Genomic DNA, 19,746 nt, shown 5'->3' on the forward strand with positions numbered 1-19,746 from the left:
CAATAAACGCCTGCCCGCCTCCTGCTTCTCCGCTTCGCTTGCCCGTGTTCGTGCCTTTTTTGCAGATCACCGCTTTACTGATCCTGCCGCCCGTGCATGACATCTCCCCGCATGAAGCAGCAGACCATTGTCACCCTCGATCTCGAAGGCGTTCTCGTCCCCGAAATCTGGATCGCCTTTGCCGAAAAGACCGGCATCCCCGAACTCCGCCGCACCACCCGCGAAGAGCCCGACTACGATGTGCTCATGAAGGGCCGGCTCAAAATTCTCGACGAGCACAATCTCAAGCTGCCGGACATTCAGGAAGTCATCGGCACTCTGACTCCGCTCGCAGGCGCAAAGGAGTTCCTCGACGAACTTCGCTCCATCACCCAGGTCATCATTCTGAGCGACACCTTCGCCGAGTTTGCCCAGCCCCTCATGCGTCAGCTCGGCTGGCCCACCATTTTCTGTCATCAGCTCGAAGTCGCCACGGACGGCCGCATCGTGGACTACAAGCTGCGCCAGCCGAACCAGAAGCAGGTCTCCGTGGCAGCACTGAAAGGCCTGAACTATCGCGTCATTGCCGCGGGAGATTCCTTCAATGACACCACCATGCTGGGCGAGGCTGACGTGGGCTTCTTCTTCCACGCCCCCGACGGCATCAAGGCACAGTTCCCGCAGTTCAAACCGTTCGATGACTACAACGAGCTTCTCGCGGCCATGAAGGCCGTGCTTTGAAGCATCGTTGCCACAAGGCGATTTCGCGTCCAGAATGCGGGCTCGTTTCACGCCCGCTCATGCCTCCGCTCCATCTCCAGCCCGACTTCGCCACCTTTCAATCGCTCGCGCAGCAGGGCAATCTCGTGCCCGTGATGGCGGAGCTTGCCGCCGACTACGAGACGCCGCTCTCCGCTTTCCAAAAGATCCATGATGGCCGCTGCGCCTTCCTGCTGGAGTCTGCCGAGCTTACCCAGCACTCGGGCCGCTATTCCCTGCTCGGCAGTTCGCCACGCATCATCTTCACCGCCCGTGGCCGCGAGATCGAAATCGAGGAGCGTGGCAGGAAGCGCAGCTACACCACCGCTGGCGACCCGCTGACGGAGCTGCAGGAGCTGATGAAGCCCTTTTCCCCGCTCGAAAAACAACCTCTGCCTGTCTTCCATGGCGGTGCCGTGGGCTATCTCGCCTATGACATGGTGCGCTTCTTTGAGCCGACGCTTCCGCCTCCGCCGAAGGATGAGCTGGGCCTGCCGGACATGGTCTTCATGGTCACAGACACCGTGCTCGTGTTCGATCATCGCACCCGCCGCCTTTCCATCGTGGCCAATGTCCACACCGATGAACACGCCACGCTTGAGGCGGCCTACGAATGGGCGCGCGAGCAGATTGCAGGCGTCATTGCCAAACTGGAACTGCCTCTCGCTGCCAAGCCGCTGCAAACTTTTGCCCCGGTGGGCGATCTGCCGCCGCCGGTCAGCAACACCACCCGCGAAGAATACGAGGCGATGGTCCTCAAGATGAAGGAATACATCGGCGCAGGAGACATCTTCCAGGGCGTCCCCTCCCAGCGCTTCGAGACGGAATACACCGGCACCACGCTCGATCTCTTCCGCGCTCTGCGCCACGTGAACCCCAGCCCCTACATGTTCTGCCTCGACTTCCCGCAGGGATTCGCCCTCGTCGGCAGTTCACCTGAGGTTCATGTGAAGTGCATGAACGGTCGCATCGATATCCGCCCCATCGCCGGCACTCGCTGGAGGGGCAAGACTCCCGCCGAAGACGATGCGCTGGCCCAGGAACTGCTCAACGACCCCAAGGAACGCGCCGAGCACATCATGCTCGTCGATCTCGCGCGCAATGATGTCGGACGTGTGGCCGACTACGGCACCGTGCGCGTCAGCGATCTCATGATCATCGAGCGCTACTCGCATGTGATGCACATCGTTTCAAACGTGGACGGTCACCTGCGCGACGACAAGACCGCTTACGACGTCATGCGCGCCACCTTCCCCGCCGGCACTGTCAGCGGCTCGCCCAAGGTGCGTGCCATGGAGATCATCAATGAGTGCGAGAAGAGCAAGCGCAACGCCTATGCCGGCGCTGTCGGCTACTTCGGCTTTGATGGCAATCTCGACTCCTGCATCGCGCTGCGCACTTGTGTCGTGAAGGATGGCAAGGCTTATGTGCAGGCAGGCGCTGGCGTTGTCGCAGACTCTGTTCCGGCTGCCGAGTATCAGGAGACGGTGAACAAAGCGACCGGCATGCTGCGTGCCATCCAGTGGGCGCGTCAGTTGAGCGTTTCGTGAACCGGTTCACTTGCTCACACTCTAATCACACATTGATCACAAAGTTGCTCACAATGCTCGGAGGCATCCCTCAGAAACAGAGAACCCTCCGGCATGCGGAGCCGGAGGGTTCTGTTTGGCGATCCAGCAACCAACAACGATGGAGGACCGATTGGCACGAAATGCTTTAGCTGAGGAAGCTTGCAAACGTGGCCCGCGAGTTGCCCCACGGACGCGACCATGTTAAAAAGTTTTGTCCCTCCCGTCAACCTGCCCACCCTTCTTTTGCAAAAAGAAACCGCTGAGTCTCAATTATGAGAGCCTAAAACACCCCATTGTTCTCAAAAATTTAGCAAAACGCGCCTTGACACCTCATTTGTAACTTAGGCCCTTTCACTATTCACCTGAACACCATCCGTCATGCCCAATCATAACGAACTCGGCCAGCTTCTCCTCATGGGCGTTCCCGGCGCCGAACTCACTCCCGAAACCGCCGCCCGCCTCAAAAAACTCCAGCCAGGCGGCTTCATTTTGTTCGGCCGCAACATCCAGTCACCGCAGCAGTTGCGCAAACTCATCGATGATCTGCGCGACATCTCCGATGTGGAACCCTTCATCACCATCGATCAGGAAGGCGGCCGCGTCTCGCGCCTCCGCCTCATCGGCGAAGAACCCCCCAACGCTCAATCATTGCGCGACAAAGGCGATCCCGCGCTGATCAAGCGCCATGGCAAGCTCACCGGCCAGATCCTCCGCCTGTTCGGCTTCAACCTCGATCTCTGCCCTGTGCTGGACATCTCCTATGATGATGCCGCGGACAACTCTCTCAAAGGCCGCACCTATGGCCGCGATCCGCAGCAGGTCATCGACAACGCCGGCATCTTCAACCGCGCCATGCGCAAGGAGGGCATCCTCAGCTGCGGCAAACACTTCCCCGGCTACGGCCCCGCCGAGTGTGATCCTCATGAGTTCCTTCCCGTCATCACCAAAAGCCGCGAGGAGATGGAGCGCAGCGAGCTCCTCCCCTACTCCGCGCTGCTCCCAGAGCTGGACAGCGTGATGACCTGCCACAGCAACTACACCGCCTACGATCCCGATCGCGGCCGCTGGCCCGCCAGCCTGAGCTACAACGTCGTGACCAAGCTCCTGCGCCATCAGTACGCCTTCGACGGCCTCGCCATGACCGACGACCTCGACATGGGCGCCATCCTCAATGAAGTCACCTTTGAGCAGGCCATCCAGGAAGCCGTGCGCGCCGGCAACGACCTCGTCATGATCTGCCACCGCGTCGAAATGGTGGAGCTCGCCCGCCAGCACCTCGAAGGCGTCGAAGCCCCGGCGCTGCATGACGCTCTGGAGCGCGTCCACAAAACCAAAAAGCGCCTCGTCGCTCCCGACAAGTTCGACCTCGACCGCTTCGCCGCCATCAACCGAGACATCTGGCAGCTCCGCGTGGACACCCTCGGCGAAGAAGCCGCCAAAAACCTCAGCGTCGAAGACGGCAAACGCTCCCCCGTGGAGTTGTATTGACCCTCAGAAACCCTCAAACTCGCACACGCTAGCGCGACAGCGTTCTGGAGTGCGGTCGCGCAGATGCAAGGCGTAAGCCTGCATCGAAGCTACCGCTTTCGAATGACTCCAAACGCACACCAGCCACGAAGCCGACGCACACAAAAGTGCCCATGTGCTTGGAGCGCATTCGCCGTTCAACGCCCGTCCGCCCTGCAAAAGCGGTCCTGCGTGCCTTCTTCACTCCGAGACCGCACTCCAACTCAAAGCAGGCCACGCACGCGGGATATGGAGTGCGGTCGCGCAGATGCAAGGCGCAAGCCTCCATCGAAGCTACCGCTTTCGAACGACTCCGAGCGCACACAAGCCACGAAGCCGACGCACGCACAAAGTGCCCATGTGCTTGGAGCGCATGCACCCTTCAACGCCCGTCCGGCCTGCGAAAGCAGTAGCTGCGTTCATTCGTCACTTCGCACCCGCCCTCCAAAAGACAGCCCCCCACACCTCAAAGACTCTTATCAATCAACAACGACGCCGAGCGCCGCGGATTCGGATGATACCCGTTCATTGCCGCACGAATCCGCTTCGCACGATCCACACAAGCTTCCGCCTTCTGAAAATCTCCGGACGCTTTGTACACCGCACCCAGGTTAATAAAAGTCTGCGACAGATCCGCCGGATCCATCTGCCCTTCATTCAAATTCTGTCGGATCGCCAGCGCCCGCTCATGCATGGCCTGCGCACGGTCCACATCCATGCTGCTGTAATAAAGAACGCCGAGGTTGTTGTAAACAGACGCCACCCGTGAGCTCTGCTCGCCATCGAGCCGCTGAAACGTTTCCAGCGCCTCGCAGTAGTAGCCCTCGGCTTTTTCAAACTTGCGCAGCTGCTTGAAGATCATGGCCAGGTTGTTCTTGATCGTGGCCACCTTGTCACTGTCCTCCAGCCCGTTCTTGGCGCTGATGTTCAGCGCCATCTCGTAAAACTCCGCGGCCTTGTCCATGCGTCCCCACCGGTCGTAGAGATGCGCCAGCAGCGAATAAATGCCGGTCAGCAGATCCGGGTCTTGCTTGCGCAGTTCCTGCGCACGAAACAGCGCTTCACGGTAAAGCGACTCCGCCTTGCGGAAATCCCCTTCCTTCTGCCTCAGGTCGGCCAGCACGCTGATCTGCTCCACCAGCGCCCCCACCCTCACCGGATCGTGGTATGCGAGCCGCCTCGCCTCTTCGACGCTGCGAGAGGCGGAGGCAATTTGGCGCTCCAAGACTGTTTCCACGTTGGGTTATAGGGCTGGGTCACACGGGCCGCACACGCTCACGCCGGCCAAATTCAGCTTAGCTGGCGTCGCGATACGACTGGGCAAGGTTCACGATGGTGTTGCGCGCATGGGCCATCATCTCACGCGAGACTCCGTTGTTCTCATACCAGTGCGTGTAGGCATGGTTGTCGAACATGATGTCGAAATTCGTGATCAGGCGCTCAAACACCGCCGCGATGCCGGTGTGGTTGACCAGCGCAAGACCGCTGGAGGCAAAACCCTCCGGAGCCGTTTCCGCCACCCCGAGCTTCACCCCCGTGGGCACGTAGCTGGCAAAGTTCAGGCTCTTGCGGATCGCAGCCATGTTCTCCTCCACTTCCTTGGCCTTCACATCGCCACGGAAGAGAGCACATGCGGAAAGATACACGCCGTTGGTCCAGTCGATGGCCGCCGTGAAGTTGTCCTGGGCAAAGGTCTCCCGGGCGATGTCCGGGAAGTTGATGCGAACCTGCCCTTCCTGGCCGGGAGCACGCATCGGGGCAAACGAAGCCGTGAGGAAATGGTTGCCGGGGAACGGCACCAGATTCGTCACATACTCGCTCAAATCCGTGTTCAGCTTCCCGGGGAATCTCAGGGACGCAGTCACCGAACTCATGATCAGAGCGATGATGTGATTCAAATCCATGTAGTTCGGGCTGCGGTGCAGCTTGGACTTGGCGATGCGGAAGAGCGCCTCATTGTCCAGCAGCACGGCCGCATCCGCATTGTCCAAAATGCGCTGCAGGGTGAGGATGGCATTGTACGGCTCAACGGCGGAGTCCGAAATCAGCGGAGACGGAACCACCGAGAAAGTGAAGATCCGCTTCTTCGGGTAGGCCTGGCGCAGACGCTCCAGGATAAGCGAGCCGAGACCCGATCCAGATCCGCCACCGATCGAGTGCGTGACCAGGAAACCCTGCAAAGACTTCGTCTTTTCCACCGCCGCGTCGATCACGTTCATGATCTGGTCGATGATGCGCTCGCCTTCCACATTGTAACCACGGGCCCAGTTGTTGGCCGCACCGGGGATCTTGCGGATGATGCAGCTCTCATCAAACAGCTGCGCCATGTCTCCGCCTTCAATACGGGCAATCACTCCCGGTTCCAGGTCGATCAGCACGGCACGCGGGATGTACTTCCCATCCCGCACCTTGTGGAAGAAAACCTCCAGGTTCGCATTGGTCGCGGCTGTTGTGTTGCCATCCTTCGGTGTGCCGGACTCGGTCAGACCATGCTCACGAAGTACCAGACGCCAGTAACGGTCGGCGATTTGATTGCCACACTGTCCGACATGAATGCTCAGAATCTCTCTCACGGGTGTTCTCCTCCAAACTTTTGTTTATCTACGATTGCCTGATTTGCTGTTGTTATGCGCGACGCCGGTCCACGAGATCACGCAGGCTCATTCCGCTGCGGCTGTCATCGCTGCTGCCGCCACCACGCGGATAGTCGGACGCGGTGTCCTGCACCTTCGCTTTGGCGCCGCTTTCCTCGGCCACCTGGTAGCTCTGGATAAGCTCCTGGGCGGAGGCACGCAGGGCGTTGATCTGCTCTTCGGACATCCCCTCGTTGAGATACCAGTTGGCGAACGCCTTGCGCTGCCAGAGCTTGTCGAAATTGTGGCAGATCCGGTCCAGCACGCGGGCGATTTCCGTATTGTTCGCCAGCAGCACCATGCTCTTGCGGTGGGAGATGCCGGGCTGCTCCACATACCCGATCTTGAATGCCGTCGGAATCCAGTACGTCAGCGGCAGCTGCTCGCGCATGGCGGCCAGTGCAGCATCTGCCAGCGGCTTGTCTTCCATGATGCCTCGGTACAGCACCGCCGTGCTCAGGAAGCGGCCTTCCATCGGCGAGCACGCGGCAAACACGGAACCGTTGTCAAACAGGCTGCGGATCATGTCCTCCACGCCCATTTCCTCAAACTTGCTGCGGTCAGGCGGCGTCAGCGGCGCAAAGGCGCACATCAGGAAGTGCAGCGAAGGCTGCGGCACCAGATTCGTGAGCAGCTCGCGCAGGCTGATTTCCACTGTCAGGAATCCGCTGAACCGCATTGAGGCCGTCAGGCCGGCGAGCGCTTCCGTGATCAGCAAATTCAAATCATCCACCGTCGGGCTCTCGATGTTCCACTTGCGGTGCGCCAGTTCAAACAGCGCCTCGTTGTCAAAGATCAGGCACGCATCGGCAGAGCGGCGCAGCGTGTTGAGGGTGAAGACCGTGTTGTAAGGCTCGGTCACCACCGAGGAAACCTGCGGAGATGGCAGCACCGCGCAGCTCAGCACCGGAAACTCCGGATACTTTTCTTTGATCGATTCAATCAGCAGCGCTCCAAAGCCAGAGCCGGAGCCACCACCCGTCGCGTGCAGCACGATGATGCCGCCCACGTTGTCACACTTGTCGATCTCCGCATCCAGGCGGCCCATCACTTCCGGCAGCACTTCACGGCCTGCGCCCAGATATCCCACAGCGAAATTGCCTCCCGCACCTTCCGTGCGGCTGATCAGGTTGGCAGGGTTGAACAACGATCCCGAAGTTGCCTTGACGTTGTCGATCACACTCGGCTCCAGGTCCACCATCACCGCACGCGGCACATAGCTTCCCGAACTCGACTCACCCAGCTTGCTAAAAAAAGCGCTCCAGTTCCCCCGCGGCCCCTGCCCTTGAGCAGTCTGACCGGAAAGCGGATCAATGCCGTGCTCCTGGCAGATGGTTTTCCAGAAAGACGCGGCAATCTGATTGCCTGCCTGACCGATTGAAATGACGATTGTGTTGTTGACCTTCATCAGTCTCTCCTAATTTTTCGCGGTTTCTAATGTGATGTATACTGCCTGCATGGGATCGGGGGTGAAGCCACCAGCCGCACCAAGCCACTGATCCATCATCCGGCTTGCTCCGGACTTCTCAATCAAAGTGGCGTTGTCTGCGGCACTCATCTCCACAAAAGTACTTTTACCTGTGAGTGCGGCGGGAGTCCAAGCAAATTCCGTGCTTTCGTGTGGAATCACACGCCAAATTCGCTGCAAAATAGAGATGCGGTCGAGGGCCTGGATCACGGTGTTGCGGTGCGTTTCGGCGGCAAAGGAGAAGCAGTGGACATCACAGGAAGCTGCCCCGTTCTGTTTTCCACCTGCCCCTGTTTCATGCGGTCGATCTCCTCCTTGGAAGGAACGATGGCACGGCGAATGGTCACAGGGTCACGGTCGGACGGCTTGCTTGCTGTCACAGGCGGCGTGCTGCTGGCAGGCGGGGTGGCCGTTGGTTTTTCCACCGGTTTTTCATCCTCCGGCTTGGCCGTTGACTTCACTTCAGTTGACTGCACCGCAGCAGTCTGCGTGGCGGCGGCTTTTTCCTCAGCCACGGCAATCGGTTGCACGGTCGGATTTGGCACCGCCACGGCCATCACCGGCTTGGCAGTGGCCGCAGGAGTCGTCACCACGGCAGCCACGGCAGGCTGCTGGCTCGCTTCATTCGACTTCGCAGGTGCCGGAGCGCTCTGGGTCACAGTTTTCACCGGTTCAGGCGCGTTCTTTTCAGCCACTTCCGGGCCTTCAGACTCGGGGGAGGAGGCGGCCACCGGCGGCGTCTGTTTCGCAGGCTCCTTGCCTCCCAGGAAAATCCACGACCCGATGCCCACCACCACCGCCGCTGCGGCCGCCAGGGCGCCCCACGGCAGGCTGCGCTTCTGCGCATGCAGTGGGTTGAAGTCATGCGTTTTGATCCCGCGCTTGATCGGGGAAACCGGCTCGTCATCAAACGCACCGCCCTCTGCATCATTCGCGTTCCAGTCGTCTTCAAAGTCAGAGACCGAGCCCACGCTTTCCATTTCTTCCACTGCCACCGCACTGCCACGCAGCCGCGTGGCCAGATCCACCGTGGGCGCGGAAAGCAGCCCCTCAAATTTATCGAGGAAATCTCCCGGACTCGGCGCTTTGCCCGCGCGTCTCGTCATCTCCAGGCTCTCGCGCACATACGTCGCCGCCGCTTCAGGAACAGATTCTGGAAACTGCGGCACGCCTCCGCTCTGCCGCTCGCCCGTCAGCAGGTAGCCCGCCAGCGCCACGAAGGAGCGATGGCGGAAATCACGATTCTGCAGGTGTTCTTCCTGCACCTGTCCATCCGTCAGGTCCATGTCCACCAGCAGCGGCTCATACAGGCTGCGCATGGTCATGTGCGGACGCAGCTTCACCACAAAAGGAGGCCACGCGTCCAGCCGCTTCTGCATCAGCCTCTCCAGCTCCCGTGCCAGCAGCGGCCCGTTTTTTCCCACCCGCAGCAGGATGTTCGAAGGGTGCAGGTCCACACGCTGCACACCGCACTCCACCGCCTGGTCCAGCCCCGCGCGGATCTGCTTCATGAGCACCATCACTTCCGCAGAATTCAGCGTGATCCGTTCCGCCATCAGACGGCTCAGCGCAAAGCCCGGCTCCCGCTCCTCTGTCAGAAAGGTCCAGTCCGGACTTTCCCACAGGCTCAGCGAGCGCAGGATGTTCGGGTGCCGCTCCGGATTGAAGCGCCACATCTGCAAGGGCACCGCCTCATACCGGCTTTTGTCCACGATCCGTGAAGGTGGCAGCAGGTGCACCGTCACCGCCTGGGAAAGCTTGGTGTTGATCGCAGGGATGGAGAAAGGGTACCGCCGCGCATGCTCCGCATCTTCCACTCGGAAGCGCGTTCCCAGGATCGTCTCCACCGGCACATTCTCCAGCAGCAGCTCCTGCAGCTGAGACTGTGGCAGCAGCGAGGAGTTCACCACCAGGTGCTTGCGGAAGTTGCGCGCCTTGATGTTGCTCGAGAGCGCGCTGAACGCCTCCCTCACATCATCACGCAGTTTTTCGATCGAGGCCGGCGAGTTCGCCGGGTCCGTAAGCGCCGCCCGCACCGCCGTCCTAAGCCCCATCGGCAGCTGGGTCAGCGCCGGGAATCGGTCCGGATTTTCACCCGCATACGCCTGCCCCGTCAGCAGCAGAAAGATCAATCGGCAGGCTTCCACCACCAGGCGCGCTCCGCTCTGACCTTCGGTCCCCGCATCCATCTGGGACAGCCCGTAGTCAAACACACGCAGCTGCAGGAAGGTGTCCTCCAGCGTGGTCACCAGCACACGATCCAGGTGCATGCGCGAAACCAGCCGCTGAAAACCTTGCAACTGCAGCAGGTCATCCAGCAGTTGATACACCAAGGCCAGTGCCGTGGCCGGCGCCACAGCTCCCCGCCTTTTGGTGTAGTCCTCCACAAACTCCCCGTCATTCAAATTGCTCGTATAATACACCAGCCCCTGGTCTTCCCCTACTTCCAGGATGCGCATAAACGCATGCCCGCGGATCTCTGAGGCCTGGCGCGCACGCTCAAAGGCCGATTTTTTCATCGCCACATCCAGGGTGCTGCCACCACGCAGCACGTGCAGCTCCACCAGACGGTGAATGCGATTGTCGAAGGCTAGAAAGACCACCTCGTCCTTGGAACGCACCAGCTCCACCGGTGCCCCACCGGTTCGGTGCGCCACGGACAGGCTTCCAAATTGCTGTAGCTCTTCAATCATAGCAAAGTAAATGAACCATACATTCAGGGCTAAGCCGAGCAGAGATTTCGGTTTAAGTCCTCACTTTCATATTCTTAATTCTAAGGGTTGTGGCTCAAATTTGCAACGTCAATTCTGAAAAATCTGGTAATTTTATACGCTTCGTCAGCTGTTTTTTGACGCTACCACCATAAAAACACGCTCTTTTAGTGAGTCATTCCTAAGAATTCCAAGTGGAATACCACAATCAAAATCGCGACTTTTCACAGCGGCGCGTCTCAGCCTCAAGAGCACCTTTAGGGCCAGCTTTACTTCTTGCCGCCCTCGACCGGCAGCACCAGATCTCCCATCTGGCCTGCAGCGATCATCCCCAGGCGTTTCTTCTCCTCGGCGCTCCACTTCATGGCGGTGTCCGCAAGCGCGTCCTTCGCCGCCTTTTTCACGTCCGCCGAGTTCGTAGAACCGGGGTAGATCAGGTACTCCCATAGGGAGATCGCATTTCCCTTCACCCGGTCCAGCAGCAGCTTGCCCAGACGGGATCGCACTTCTTCGTCCTTCGGCGGGTCCAAATGCAGGCAGATCAGCAGGTTCATGTACTGCGGGCTGTCAAACGGCAGCTCCACGCTCTTCCCGCTCAGCACCTCTTCGTTCTCCTTCCACGTTCCGATCCTGGCCAGCAGGTACTGCTTCTCATACTCCGCCATCTCGGCGGTCTTTTTCTTCAGCGTTTCCTTCCGCCATGCCTCCAGCTGGGCGGGGGTGGCGCGCATGTCCACAGGCTTCAGGGCGTCCAGCACACGCTCCACGTACCCCCTCGGAATGATCACCAGCGTCATCAGGGTGGCAAAGCAGCCGCACAGCCAGATCAACCCAAAGCGCGCCAGCGGCCCGGGCTGCGGGTGGGGCGGGATTTCCCGCAAAGTTTTCTCCACTGTCGGCGCAGCCTCGGGAGTCGTTCGCGCAGGCGCTCCCTGCTCCTGCTTGCTCGCCTCCAGCTTTGCCGTCGCAGACGCAAGCTTTTCCTGCTGCTGCGCAAACTTCATCGCCAGCTCCCACCAGCACTCCGGCAGCACCGCGCGGAAAAACTCCGTGCCCTCCGTCTCGGACGTCAGGCATTCGGACAGATGGTCCAGCGCATCCCGTTCCGCCTTGCTCTTCCAGGTCCAGGCCACCTTCGGCTTTCTCAGGCGCACGTCCCAGAAATCCCGCTCTTCCTGAACGACGCTGCACACGATTCGCCCCGCGGCCAGCCAGCGCCGCGCATCCGCCAGCGCTTCCTGATGGTCTTCACCGGACAGCGGCAGCGCCGCATTGTACAGCTGCTCCGCACGGGAAAATCGCGTCACCGCCAGCGTCGCCGCCAGCGCCAGCATCACATCCACCGCGCAGACGCTTTTGGACGCATAGGACGCCACGATCGCATCCGCCAGCCGGGACAGCCGGTGCGTCTCCCCCCGCGCCGCCCAGCGCGAGGCCACCATGCACGTCACATTCACCTCACCGCTGCCCATCTCAATGATCAGGTCAGGAATGCGTGCGAGCTCGGCCAGCTGGTCCTCGTCTTGTTCAAAGATCTCCGCGATCAGCAGGCTGCTGGCCGCCGCCCACTCCGGCTTCGAAAAGGCCTGGCAGCAAAACGCGTCAAAATGCCCCGGCACAGCCACCTTGCTGGCCACCGCCCGCAGCAGCGCCTTGGCGCTCCCACGCAGTTCTTCCGGCAGTTCCGTGCCGATCCATGCCTCAATTTTCAGGGTTTCTTCACTCGGCGGCGCCTCGCTCCCCCCGCCAGACGCGAACTCCAGTCCAAGACTGGAGGACGATTTTGCGGACGAGACTGAGGCGCGATTTCCCATTTTCAGCGCCATTGATAAGACGGATCACGTCAGATGCAACGCGTGCGTCATTCAGATGCCAAATCTATCAGACAATGATCTCTTTCGCCACCGTCCCATACACATCCGTCAGGCGGAAGTCGCGTCCCGCATAGCGGTAGGTAAGCCGTTCGTGATCAAGGCCCAGCAGTGCCAGCACCGTGGCGTGCCAGTCGTGCACATGCATTTTGTTCTGCACCGCCTCATAGCCGTAATCGTCCGTCATGCCGTAGTTCATCCCCCCCTTCACCCCGCCCCCGGCCATCCACATGCTGAAGCCTTTGTTGTTGTGGTCACGTCCGTCTTCCCCCTGGCTGTGCGGCGTACGGCCAAATTCACCACCCCATATGATCAGCGTGTCCTTCAGCAGCCCGCGCTGCTTGAGATCCGTCAGCAGTCCCGCGATGGGTTTGTCGATCGCCCCGGTGTTGCGTTCCAGCGCGGCCTTCAGATTGAAATGCTGATCCCAGTTGCCATTCGTCAGCTCAATGAAGCGCACCCCTGCTTCCACAAACTTCCGCGCCATCAGGCACTGCCTGCCAAACGCATCCGTCTCCTGCTCATCGATGCCGTAGAGCGCTTTCGTCGCCGCAGTCTCCTTGCTCAGGTCCATCACCTTCGGAACCTCCGCCTGCATGCGAAACGCCAGCTCGTAGGACTCGATCACCCCTTCCACTTCAGCGCTCACTCCCCCGTCCTGCTGCATGCGCGACTTGTTCAGCGCCTGCACCAGGTCCAGCTGCGTCCTCTGCTCATCGGTCGTGTAGCGCTCGTTCTTGATGTTGGCCACTGTGGCAGGCTCGCCACCTCCAAACCGCCGTCCTCCGCCGCCACCTCCAGGGAAAGCATTCCCGCCGATCTTCGTGCCCTGATAAATCGCCGGCAGGAAGGCGCTGCCATAGGTCCGTGTCGCATTTCCAGGCGGATTCACTGTGATGAATCCCGGCAGGTTTTCATTCATCGTCCCCAGCCCATACAAGGCCCAGGAACCCAGCGACGGCCGCACAAACTGCGTCGTCCCCGTGTGCAGCTGGGAAAACGCCTGCGGATGCGCCGGCAGATCGGTGGCCATGGAATTGAGGATGCACATATCATCCGCGTGCTTGCCCAGGTTTGGAAACAGCTCGGAAATCCACAGGCCGCTCTTGCCCTGCCGGCTGAACTTCCACGGCGATGCCATCAGCTTCGCCGTCCCGTACCGGCCGGCCGCGGAAGGCGCTCCTTTTCCATTGTCCGCGATCAGCTTCGGCTTGTAGTCAAACGTGTCCACATGCGAGGGCGCTCCCTGCATGCAGAGGAAGATCACATGCTTGGCACGTGCGGGGAAATGCGGTGCCTTCGGTGCCAGCGGTCCGCTCGCCGCTCCAGGGTTGGCGCGCAGCGCCTGCTGCTGCGCCATCGCGGCAAAGGCCAGGTAGCCAAAGCCGTTGGACGTGGTCTTCAAAAACTCGCGGCGGGAGTAGGGTGGCTTTTTCATGACGTCAGTTGAATGCGTTGCGTTAATTGAGATATCGAAACTCGGCGCTGGCGATCAGGCTCTGGCAGAAGGCGGACAGCGCGGCAAACTCCGCCCTCTCCTTCGTCTCCTTGCTGCTGCCCTTCCCTTTCGCGAACTGCTGCGGGAAACGCATCCAGAAGTTGCTGATCGCCGATTTCTCCTGCGCCGTCGGCTCGCGCCCAAACGCCAGCTCGTAGGCATAGCTCAGACGCTCGGCGGCGCTCCCCGGATGTTTGGCAATCCTCGTCGCAAAAGCGTCTGCGGCATTCTGCGCCTGCGGGTTGTTCATCAGATACAGGCTTTGCGAGGGAACATTCGTCGTGTCCCGGTCCCCGTTCACCAGACTGGCATCGGGAAAGTCGAAGACAGACAGCATCTCAGGAATCATGTCTCGTACGATCGGGATGTAGATCGAGCGGTAGGTGTAGGCCTTGCTGGTCAGTTCCCCGCGGAAGATCGAGATCAGTCCCTGCCTTCCTTCTCCAGCACGCGCCACCGGCGATCCATCCACCGGATACAGGTTCAGCGTCCCGCTTACCGCCAGCATGGCATCGCGGATCGCCTCCGCCTCCAGGCGGCGCTGGTTCATCCGCCAGTGGTACTTGTTGTCAGGATCCACAGCGAAGTTGGCCGCATCATAGCCAGAGCCCATCTGGTAGGCGCGGCTCATCATGATCTCACGGATCAGCTTCTTCACCGACCAGCCGTTCTCCATGAACGAGACGGCAAGGTGATCGAGCAGCTCCGGATGGGAGGGCTTCTGCCCCATCGCTCCAAAGTTGTCTGGCGTCGCCACGATCGCGCTTCCCATCAGCTTCAGCCACACACGGTTGGCCATCACTCGCGCCGTCAGCGGATTGTCCTTCGAGGCGATCCAGTACGCCAGGTCCAGCCGACCGCTGCCACTCTGCGGAGAAATGTTCAGCGGCTCGCCTTTCGCACACAGCACTTCCACCAGCCCGCGCGGCACCACTTCACCCGGCTGCTTGATGTCCCCGCGGATCAGGATCGGGCTGTTGAATGGCATGGAGCGGTCCAGCACTCCCATGGCCAGGGTGCGTGGCGTTCCATCTTCATAAAAGAGATCCACATCCGCCTTCACCTCCTCCGCACGATCCCGCGCACCACGGATGCGCAGGAAATTCGCCGCCCCCGCCTTGTTGCGGTCTTGCTGCCGCATGGCAAACACCTCTTTCTGCGCCTCGTCGGCAGCCAGCTTGGCCCGCTGGTAGTTCCCCTTCAGCTCCGCCACTTCCGCCGTGGAGATCTTCGCCACCGCGGCCGTCTGTCCGGCGCTGCGGTCCAGCTCGATCAATCCGGCCGTGTTGTTGTTCTGCAGCTGCTCGTAAGTGCCAAACAAGGTCTCGCTGCTCAGAAAGATGCCCGCCAGCGCATAGTAGTCACGCTGCGTCACCGGATCAAACTTGTGGTCATGGCAGCGCGCGCAGGCCAGCGTCAGCCCCAGCATCGACTGGGATACGGCGTCAATCTGCTCGTCCACCATGTCCATCGAGAACTGGCGGCGGTCACGGTTGTTGTGCCCTTTGGGGCCAATCGCCAGAAATCCCGTGGCCACAATCTTGTTCGCCTGGTCGCGCTTGCCGTCAAACTTCAGCAGGTCTCCGGCAATCTGCTCCTTGAGAAACTGGTCGTACGGCTTGTCTTTCTTGAACGACTCGATCACGTAGTCCCGGTAGCGCCACGCGTGCGGGTAGAGCACGTTCACCTCCTTGCCGCTGCTCTCGCCATACCGCGCCACATCCAGCCAGTGCCGCGCCCAGCGTTCGCCATAGCGTTCGGAGTCCAGATACATGTCGATCACACGCTTCACCGCTTCAGGCGACTGGTCGGCCACGAAGGCTTTCACCTCATCGGGTGTCGGCGGCAGCCCGGTGAGATCAAAGGCGATTCGCCGGATCAGCGTCGGCCGGTCGGCATCCCGCATCGGGTGCAGTCCGTTGGACTCCATGCCAGCCAGGATGAACTTGTCGATGTCCGTCTTAGCCCAGCCCTCGGTTTTCACTTCAGGCGGCGTGTGCTTCACCGGTTTCTGAAAAGCCCAGTGCTTGCGTCCTTCATCCATGTTGATCACCCGCTTGCCTCCGCTCGCATTGGCCACTTTGTTCTCGCGCGGATCCGGCGCTCCCATCTCGATCCACTTCTTAAAATTGGCGATCACTTCGTCCGGCAGCTTCTGCTTCGGCGGCATCTGGTTGTCCTCGTTCTTCCAGGTCAGGGCCTCGTAGATGCTGCTCTGCGCGATGTTGCCCGGCGTCACCCCCGGATGCCCCGACTCGCCTCCCAGCAGCGTCGCCTGCTTCGTGTCCAGCGTCAGCCCGCCCTTCACCTTGGAGGACTCGCTGGAGTGGCACTTGTAGCATGACTGCACCAGCACCGGCCGGATGTTCTTCTCAAAGAACTGCAGCTGATCCGGTGGAATGCCTGCATGCGCCGTCTCAGCGGCGTCAGCAGCATTCAGCGCGGCAGGCGCCAGCAGCAGGAGGGAAAAGGTCAGTTTCTTCATGGGAGGGGTGAAGCAGGTTGTCGCGTTGAACACGACATCCCGGGAAAGGTTGCCGAAAATTTGTGCGGCCCTCTCCTGTCCTCCTCTGGCAGGTTGGTCCCGACGCTACTTCATCGCCCGGTGCACCTGCTCCAGCGCCAGCACCGTGTAGGCGGTCACCAGCACCGGGTCGCTTTCCATCCACCGCCCGGACTCTTTGTTCGCCCAGGAGCCGTCACTTTTCTGCAGGCTGATCAGTTTCTGCGAGAGGTCCTTCGTCCAGTCGGCAGACCCTGATTTCGTTTTCAAAGTCGCCACCCCCGCAGTCGCCAGCGCCTTGGCCATCGTGTGGTAGTAATAGTACAGCCCCTCCGCTCCCATGCCCGGGTTCTCATCCACGGTGTAGTTGTTACCCAGCCATTCCAGCGCTGCCTTCATCCTCGGATCCTCCGGCGTAAGCCCGGCATAGATGAAGCTGAGCATGCCCGCATAGCTGATGCTTCCGTAATAGCGCATCGGCACCGGCCCGCCCTCCTTCTTCCCTCCCCGCGGAGCCTGCGGCACAGGCGTGTAGCCAAATGCACCCACATTCTCCTTGTCCACACCCGCCCAAGGCTGGTCGTTGGTGGCTTTGAAATTCTGGCAGCGCGAGACGAACTGGATCGCCGCATCCCAGTTCAGATCGTCCTTTTTCTCCACCGGCTTGCCCGTGTCCTGAAACAGCTTCTTCGAGTAATACAGTGCCTCCAGTGCAAAGGATGTGTTGGAGAGATCGGCATGCGCTCCGCCTTGCTGCCCGCCATAGCCAATCCCGCCATCAAATGGATTGTCTGTTTTGCCCGGCGTGTCCGCATCGTTCTGCTGATGCGCCACAAAGTTCCGCGCGCGGCGGATGACCTCCTCATCCTCGTGCCGTGCTCGCAGCACCAGCGCCATCAGGCAGATGGCCGTGTTGTAGTTGGCCCGCGCCTTGGTGTAGATGCCTCCGTCCGGCTGCACATTTTTCAAAAGGAAATCATAGCCACGCTTCAGCTCGTCCGAGTCGCCTGCACCCGCGGGATTTTGAATCATGGCGGAAAGCACCAGGGCGCTCAGCGCCGGATCCTCCTTCGTCACCCAGTGGCCGCTGTCTTTGTTCTGCTGCCCCTTCAAAAAATCCACCCCTCGCGAGATCGCGGCCTGCACCTCCTGTTTCGTCTGTGCCGTGGCCACACCTGCGAGCAAAAAGAAGGCGAAGGAAATCGTTTTCATGGCGGCAGACTGCAACATTACGGGCTTCCTTCTCAAGCTGGACGTATCGAAAAAATCCCCCGCTGAACTGTTTTTGACCATTCCAGCCCCATTCCGGTCGTTTACAGCTCATGGCTTTTTGCCTTCATCATTTCATCCCCCCAACCCAAGCGGCCGCGTCACCTCGCTGTATCGAAGACCTCTGCATGAAAGTCCTTCCCTTCTTCTCCCTGCTTCTCTTTCTGGCCTCACCGCTCTCCGCAGAAGAGACTCCACCAGAAATGCCGCTCGCCGTGGCGAGCTTTGGTGCTGCCGGCATGCCGGATGGCTCTCTCTATTTTTACGGCGGTCACAGCGGCAGGCGTCACAAGTACAATCGCGATGAAGTTCATGGCGATCTGTTTCGCTGGAAGCCAGGCGCGGACCAGTGGGAGCCACTGGCCAAAGATGAACCCGCCCAAGGTGCCTCTCTTGTCGCCGTAAAAGGTGGCGTCATCCGCATCGGCGGGATGGCCGCTCGTAATGCCAGGGATGAAGAGCAGGATCTCTGGTCCAGCGAAACCGCCGCCCGCTATGACGTTGCCACCGGCAGGTGGATTCCCCTCCCCAAACTTCCTCAGCGCCGTTCCAGCCATGACAGCATCGTCTGTGGAGACGTCCTCTACGTCATCGGCGGCTGGCGCATGGAAGGCGAAGCCGATTCCGTCTGGCACGACACCTATCTCACGCTCGATCTCTCCAAACCCGAGGCAAAATGGGAGAGCCATCCCCAGCCCTTCAAACGCCGCGCCCTCGCAGTTCAAACCATCGGCACCAAAGTCTACGCCATCGGCGGCATGACCGATGACAGCAAGACCACCAGCGCCGTTTCCGTGCTCAACACCAAGACCGGCCAGTGGAGCGATGGCCCTTCTCTGCCTGCCGACAAAATCGGCGGCTTCGGCTTCGCCGCTGCCGCGAGCGATGGCAGGCTCTTTTCCAGCGGTCTTCCCGGCCGCCTGCTAGAGCTGCGAAACGACCAATGGGTCGCCGTGTCAAAACTGACCCACCCGCGTTATTTCCACCGCTTGCTCAATGGCGCCCCCGGCAGACTCGTCGCCATCGGCGGTGAAAGCGGCAAAGGCGGCAAAGCCCCGCCTGAAGTCATCCCCCTCCCCGCCCCAGACTCGTCACCACTTCCCCCGGAGCCTTCTGCAAAAACTTCGGAAGCGAAACAGTAAAACAGAAAGGTCGGCTCACAAAACAGGCCCTTCTCTATACCATGAGCCGTGGTAAACGGATCGGTGGAATCTCGTTCGCAGGAGAGTCTGCGCAACCAACAGCACCGGGCAGACACGTTTCCAATGGAGCGTGGTTTTATTTCTCCTTCACCGTCCAATACAGCGACGCACTGTGGCTGGTGATGCCATACGGCACTCCTTGAAAGTAGCCTGCCAGTTCTTCGCTGTAGCGGGCCACCGCCAGCAGATACTGCCCCGGCTTGGAAATGTCTGGCGCACGCACATAGCCATCAGCATCCGCCTGCAGTTTTTGATCCGTCACCTTCGGTGAGAAAAACAGCAGCTCCACACCGCCCAGTGGCTTGCCCCGGAAATACACCCGCGCTTCTCCCGGCTTCCCCGTCGGCACCACATCCATCGTCATCATCGGAGTTCCCGCCCCCGCCCCTTCAGGCTGCCAGCGGCAGTAAAAAATCGGTGCCCTCGCCGGCTTGTCCTCATGCAGCTTGCGCACCGTGAAGTGTGCCTGCGCAAAGACCGGCATGGTCCCGTCGGTTTTGCCAAGGAAGAAGTGATCCTTCTTTTTCACCACGTCGAGAACCTGCGGCTCCCCTTTGTCATCGACCGTCCAGCCAGAAACCTGCCAGAAGGAGTCCAGGTGCCCCGGCGAAACTTCATACTCATCCCCCCACTGCGCAAAGCGCACCCCCAGCCCTGCATGCTCCGGCAGTTCTTCGATCCAAAGAGAGTGAGCAGAAGCCGCCACAGGCAGCAGGGAGAAAGCGGCAAAAGCGAGGATGGAACGGATCATGGTGCGGTGGGAAAAGTTCGCTGAC

General features: G+C 60.4%; 14 protein-coding genes. 4 read left to right on the forward strand and 10 right to left on the reverse strand.

Annotated elements, in window-relative coordinates:
- The first annotated feature begins 111 nt into the window (after positions 1–111).
- The 3 genes from thrH (at position 112) to ACILSO_RS19775 (ending at position 3,797) form a co-directional block, all read left to right on the forward strand.
- Positions 112–720 carry a bifunctional phosphoserine phosphatase/homoserine phosphotransferase ThrH gene (thrH, locus tag ACILSO_RS19765; protein ID WP_395739175.1) on the forward strand — a complete coding sequence of 203 codons (609 nt, stop codon included), beginning with the start codon at positions 112–114 and terminating at the stop codon, positions 718–720.
- A 59-nt stretch (positions 721–779) separates the two neighbouring features.
- A complete protein-coding gene (gene trpE / locus ACILSO_RS19770) occupies positions 780–2,288 on the forward strand; it encodes an anthranilate synthase component I (protein ID WP_395739176.1) in 1,509 nt (502 codons plus the stop codon).
- A 399-nt stretch (positions 2,289–2,687) separates the two neighbouring features.
- Positions 2,688–3,797 (forward strand): glycoside hydrolase family 3 N-terminal domain-containing protein, encoded by a 1,110-nt coding sequence (locus tag ACILSO_RS19775; protein WP_395739177.1) that lies wholly within the window; start codon positions 2,688–2,690, stop codon positions 3,795–3,797.
- 484 nt (positions 3,798–4,281) lie between these two features.
- Here the strand turns inward: ACILSO_RS19775 and ACILSO_RS19780 are convergent, their stop codons facing one another.
- The 9 genes from ACILSO_RS19780 to ACILSO_RS19820 all read right to left on the reverse strand — a co-directional run bounded on the left by ACILSO_RS19780 (position 4,282) and on the right by ACILSO_RS19820 (position 17,711).
- Positions 4,282–5,052: a tetratricopeptide repeat protein gene (locus tag ACILSO_RS19780; RefSeq protein ID WP_395739178.1), complete on the reverse strand. Its 771-nt coding sequence runs from the start codon at positions 5,050–5,052 to the stop codon at positions 4,282–4,284.
- A gap of 58 nt (positions 5,053–5,110) precedes the next feature.
- The gene (locus tag ACILSO_RS19785) at positions 5,111–6,388 is read right to left on the reverse strand and encodes a tubulin beta chain (protein ID WP_395739179.1); all 1,278 of its coding nucleotides are present in this window, start codon (positions 6,386–6,388) and stop codon (positions 5,111–5,113) included.
- 52 nt (positions 6,389–6,440) lie between these two features.
- A complete protein-coding gene (locus ACILSO_RS19790) occupies positions 6,441–7,856 on the reverse strand; it encodes a tubulin beta chain (protein ID WP_395739180.1) in 1,416 nt (471 codons plus the stop codon).
- A gap of 9 nt (positions 7,857–7,865) precedes the next feature.
- Positions 7,866–8,126: a hypothetical protein gene (locus ACILSO_RS19795; RefSeq protein ID WP_395739181.1), complete on the reverse strand. Its 261-nt coding sequence runs from the start codon at positions 8,124–8,126 to the stop codon at positions 7,866–7,868.
- Positions 8,123–10,573 (reverse strand): hypothetical protein, encoded by a 2,451-nt coding sequence (locus tag ACILSO_RS19800; protein WP_395739182.1) that lies wholly within the window; start codon positions 10,571–10,573, stop codon positions 8,123–8,125. The genes ACILSO_RS19795 and ACILSO_RS19800 overlap by 4 nt, the downstream gene beginning before the upstream one ends.
- Before the next feature lie 323 nt (positions 10,574–10,896).
- Positions 10,897–12,441, reverse strand: a complete 1,545-nt coding sequence (locus ACILSO_RS19805) for a hypothetical protein (protein WP_395739183.1) — start codon at positions 12,439–12,441, stop codon at positions 10,897–10,899.
- A 67-nt stretch (positions 12,442–12,508) separates the two neighbouring features.
- Positions 12,509–13,936, reverse strand: coding sequence for a DUF1501 domain-containing protein (locus ACILSO_RS19810; RefSeq protein ID WP_395739184.1), 1,428 nt, complete (start codon positions 13,934–13,936; stop codon positions 12,509–12,511).
- Between the two features lie 22 nt (positions 13,937–13,958).
- Entirely contained in the window at positions 13,959–16,481 is a 2,523-nt protein-coding gene (locus ACILSO_RS19815) for a PSD1 and planctomycete cytochrome C domain-containing protein (RefSeq protein ID WP_395739185.1), read from the reverse strand.
- 105 nt (positions 16,482–16,586) lie between these two features.
- Positions 16,587–17,711: a prenyltransferase/squalene oxidase repeat-containing protein gene (locus tag ACILSO_RS19820; RefSeq protein ID WP_395739186.1), complete on the reverse strand. Its 1,125-nt coding sequence runs from the start codon at positions 17,709–17,711 to the stop codon at positions 16,587–16,589.
- Positions 17,712–17,896: 185 nt separating this feature from the next.
- Here ACILSO_RS19820 and ACILSO_RS19825 point away from each other — a divergent pair, with 185 nt between their 5' ends.
- A complete protein-coding gene (locus ACILSO_RS19825; protein WP_395739187.1) occupies positions 17,897–18,910 on the forward strand; it encodes a Kelch repeat-containing protein in 1,014 nt (337 codons plus the stop codon).
- Between the two features lie 136 nt (positions 18,911–19,046).
- Here the strand turns inward: ACILSO_RS19825 and ACILSO_RS19830 are convergent, their stop codons facing one another.
- The gene (locus ACILSO_RS19830; RefSeq protein ID WP_395739188.1) at positions 19,047–19,721 is read right to left on the reverse strand and encodes a hypothetical protein; all 675 of its coding nucleotides are present in this window, start codon (positions 19,719–19,721) and stop codon (positions 19,047–19,049) included.
- Positions 19,722–19,746: the final 25 nt, after the last annotated feature.

It is taken from the genome of Prosthecobacter sp. (genome assembly GCF_044226605.1).
In the GTDB taxonomy this organism is placed as follows: Bacteria; Verrucomicrobiota; Verrucomicrobiia; order Verrucomicrobiales; family Verrucomicrobiaceae; genus Prosthecobacter.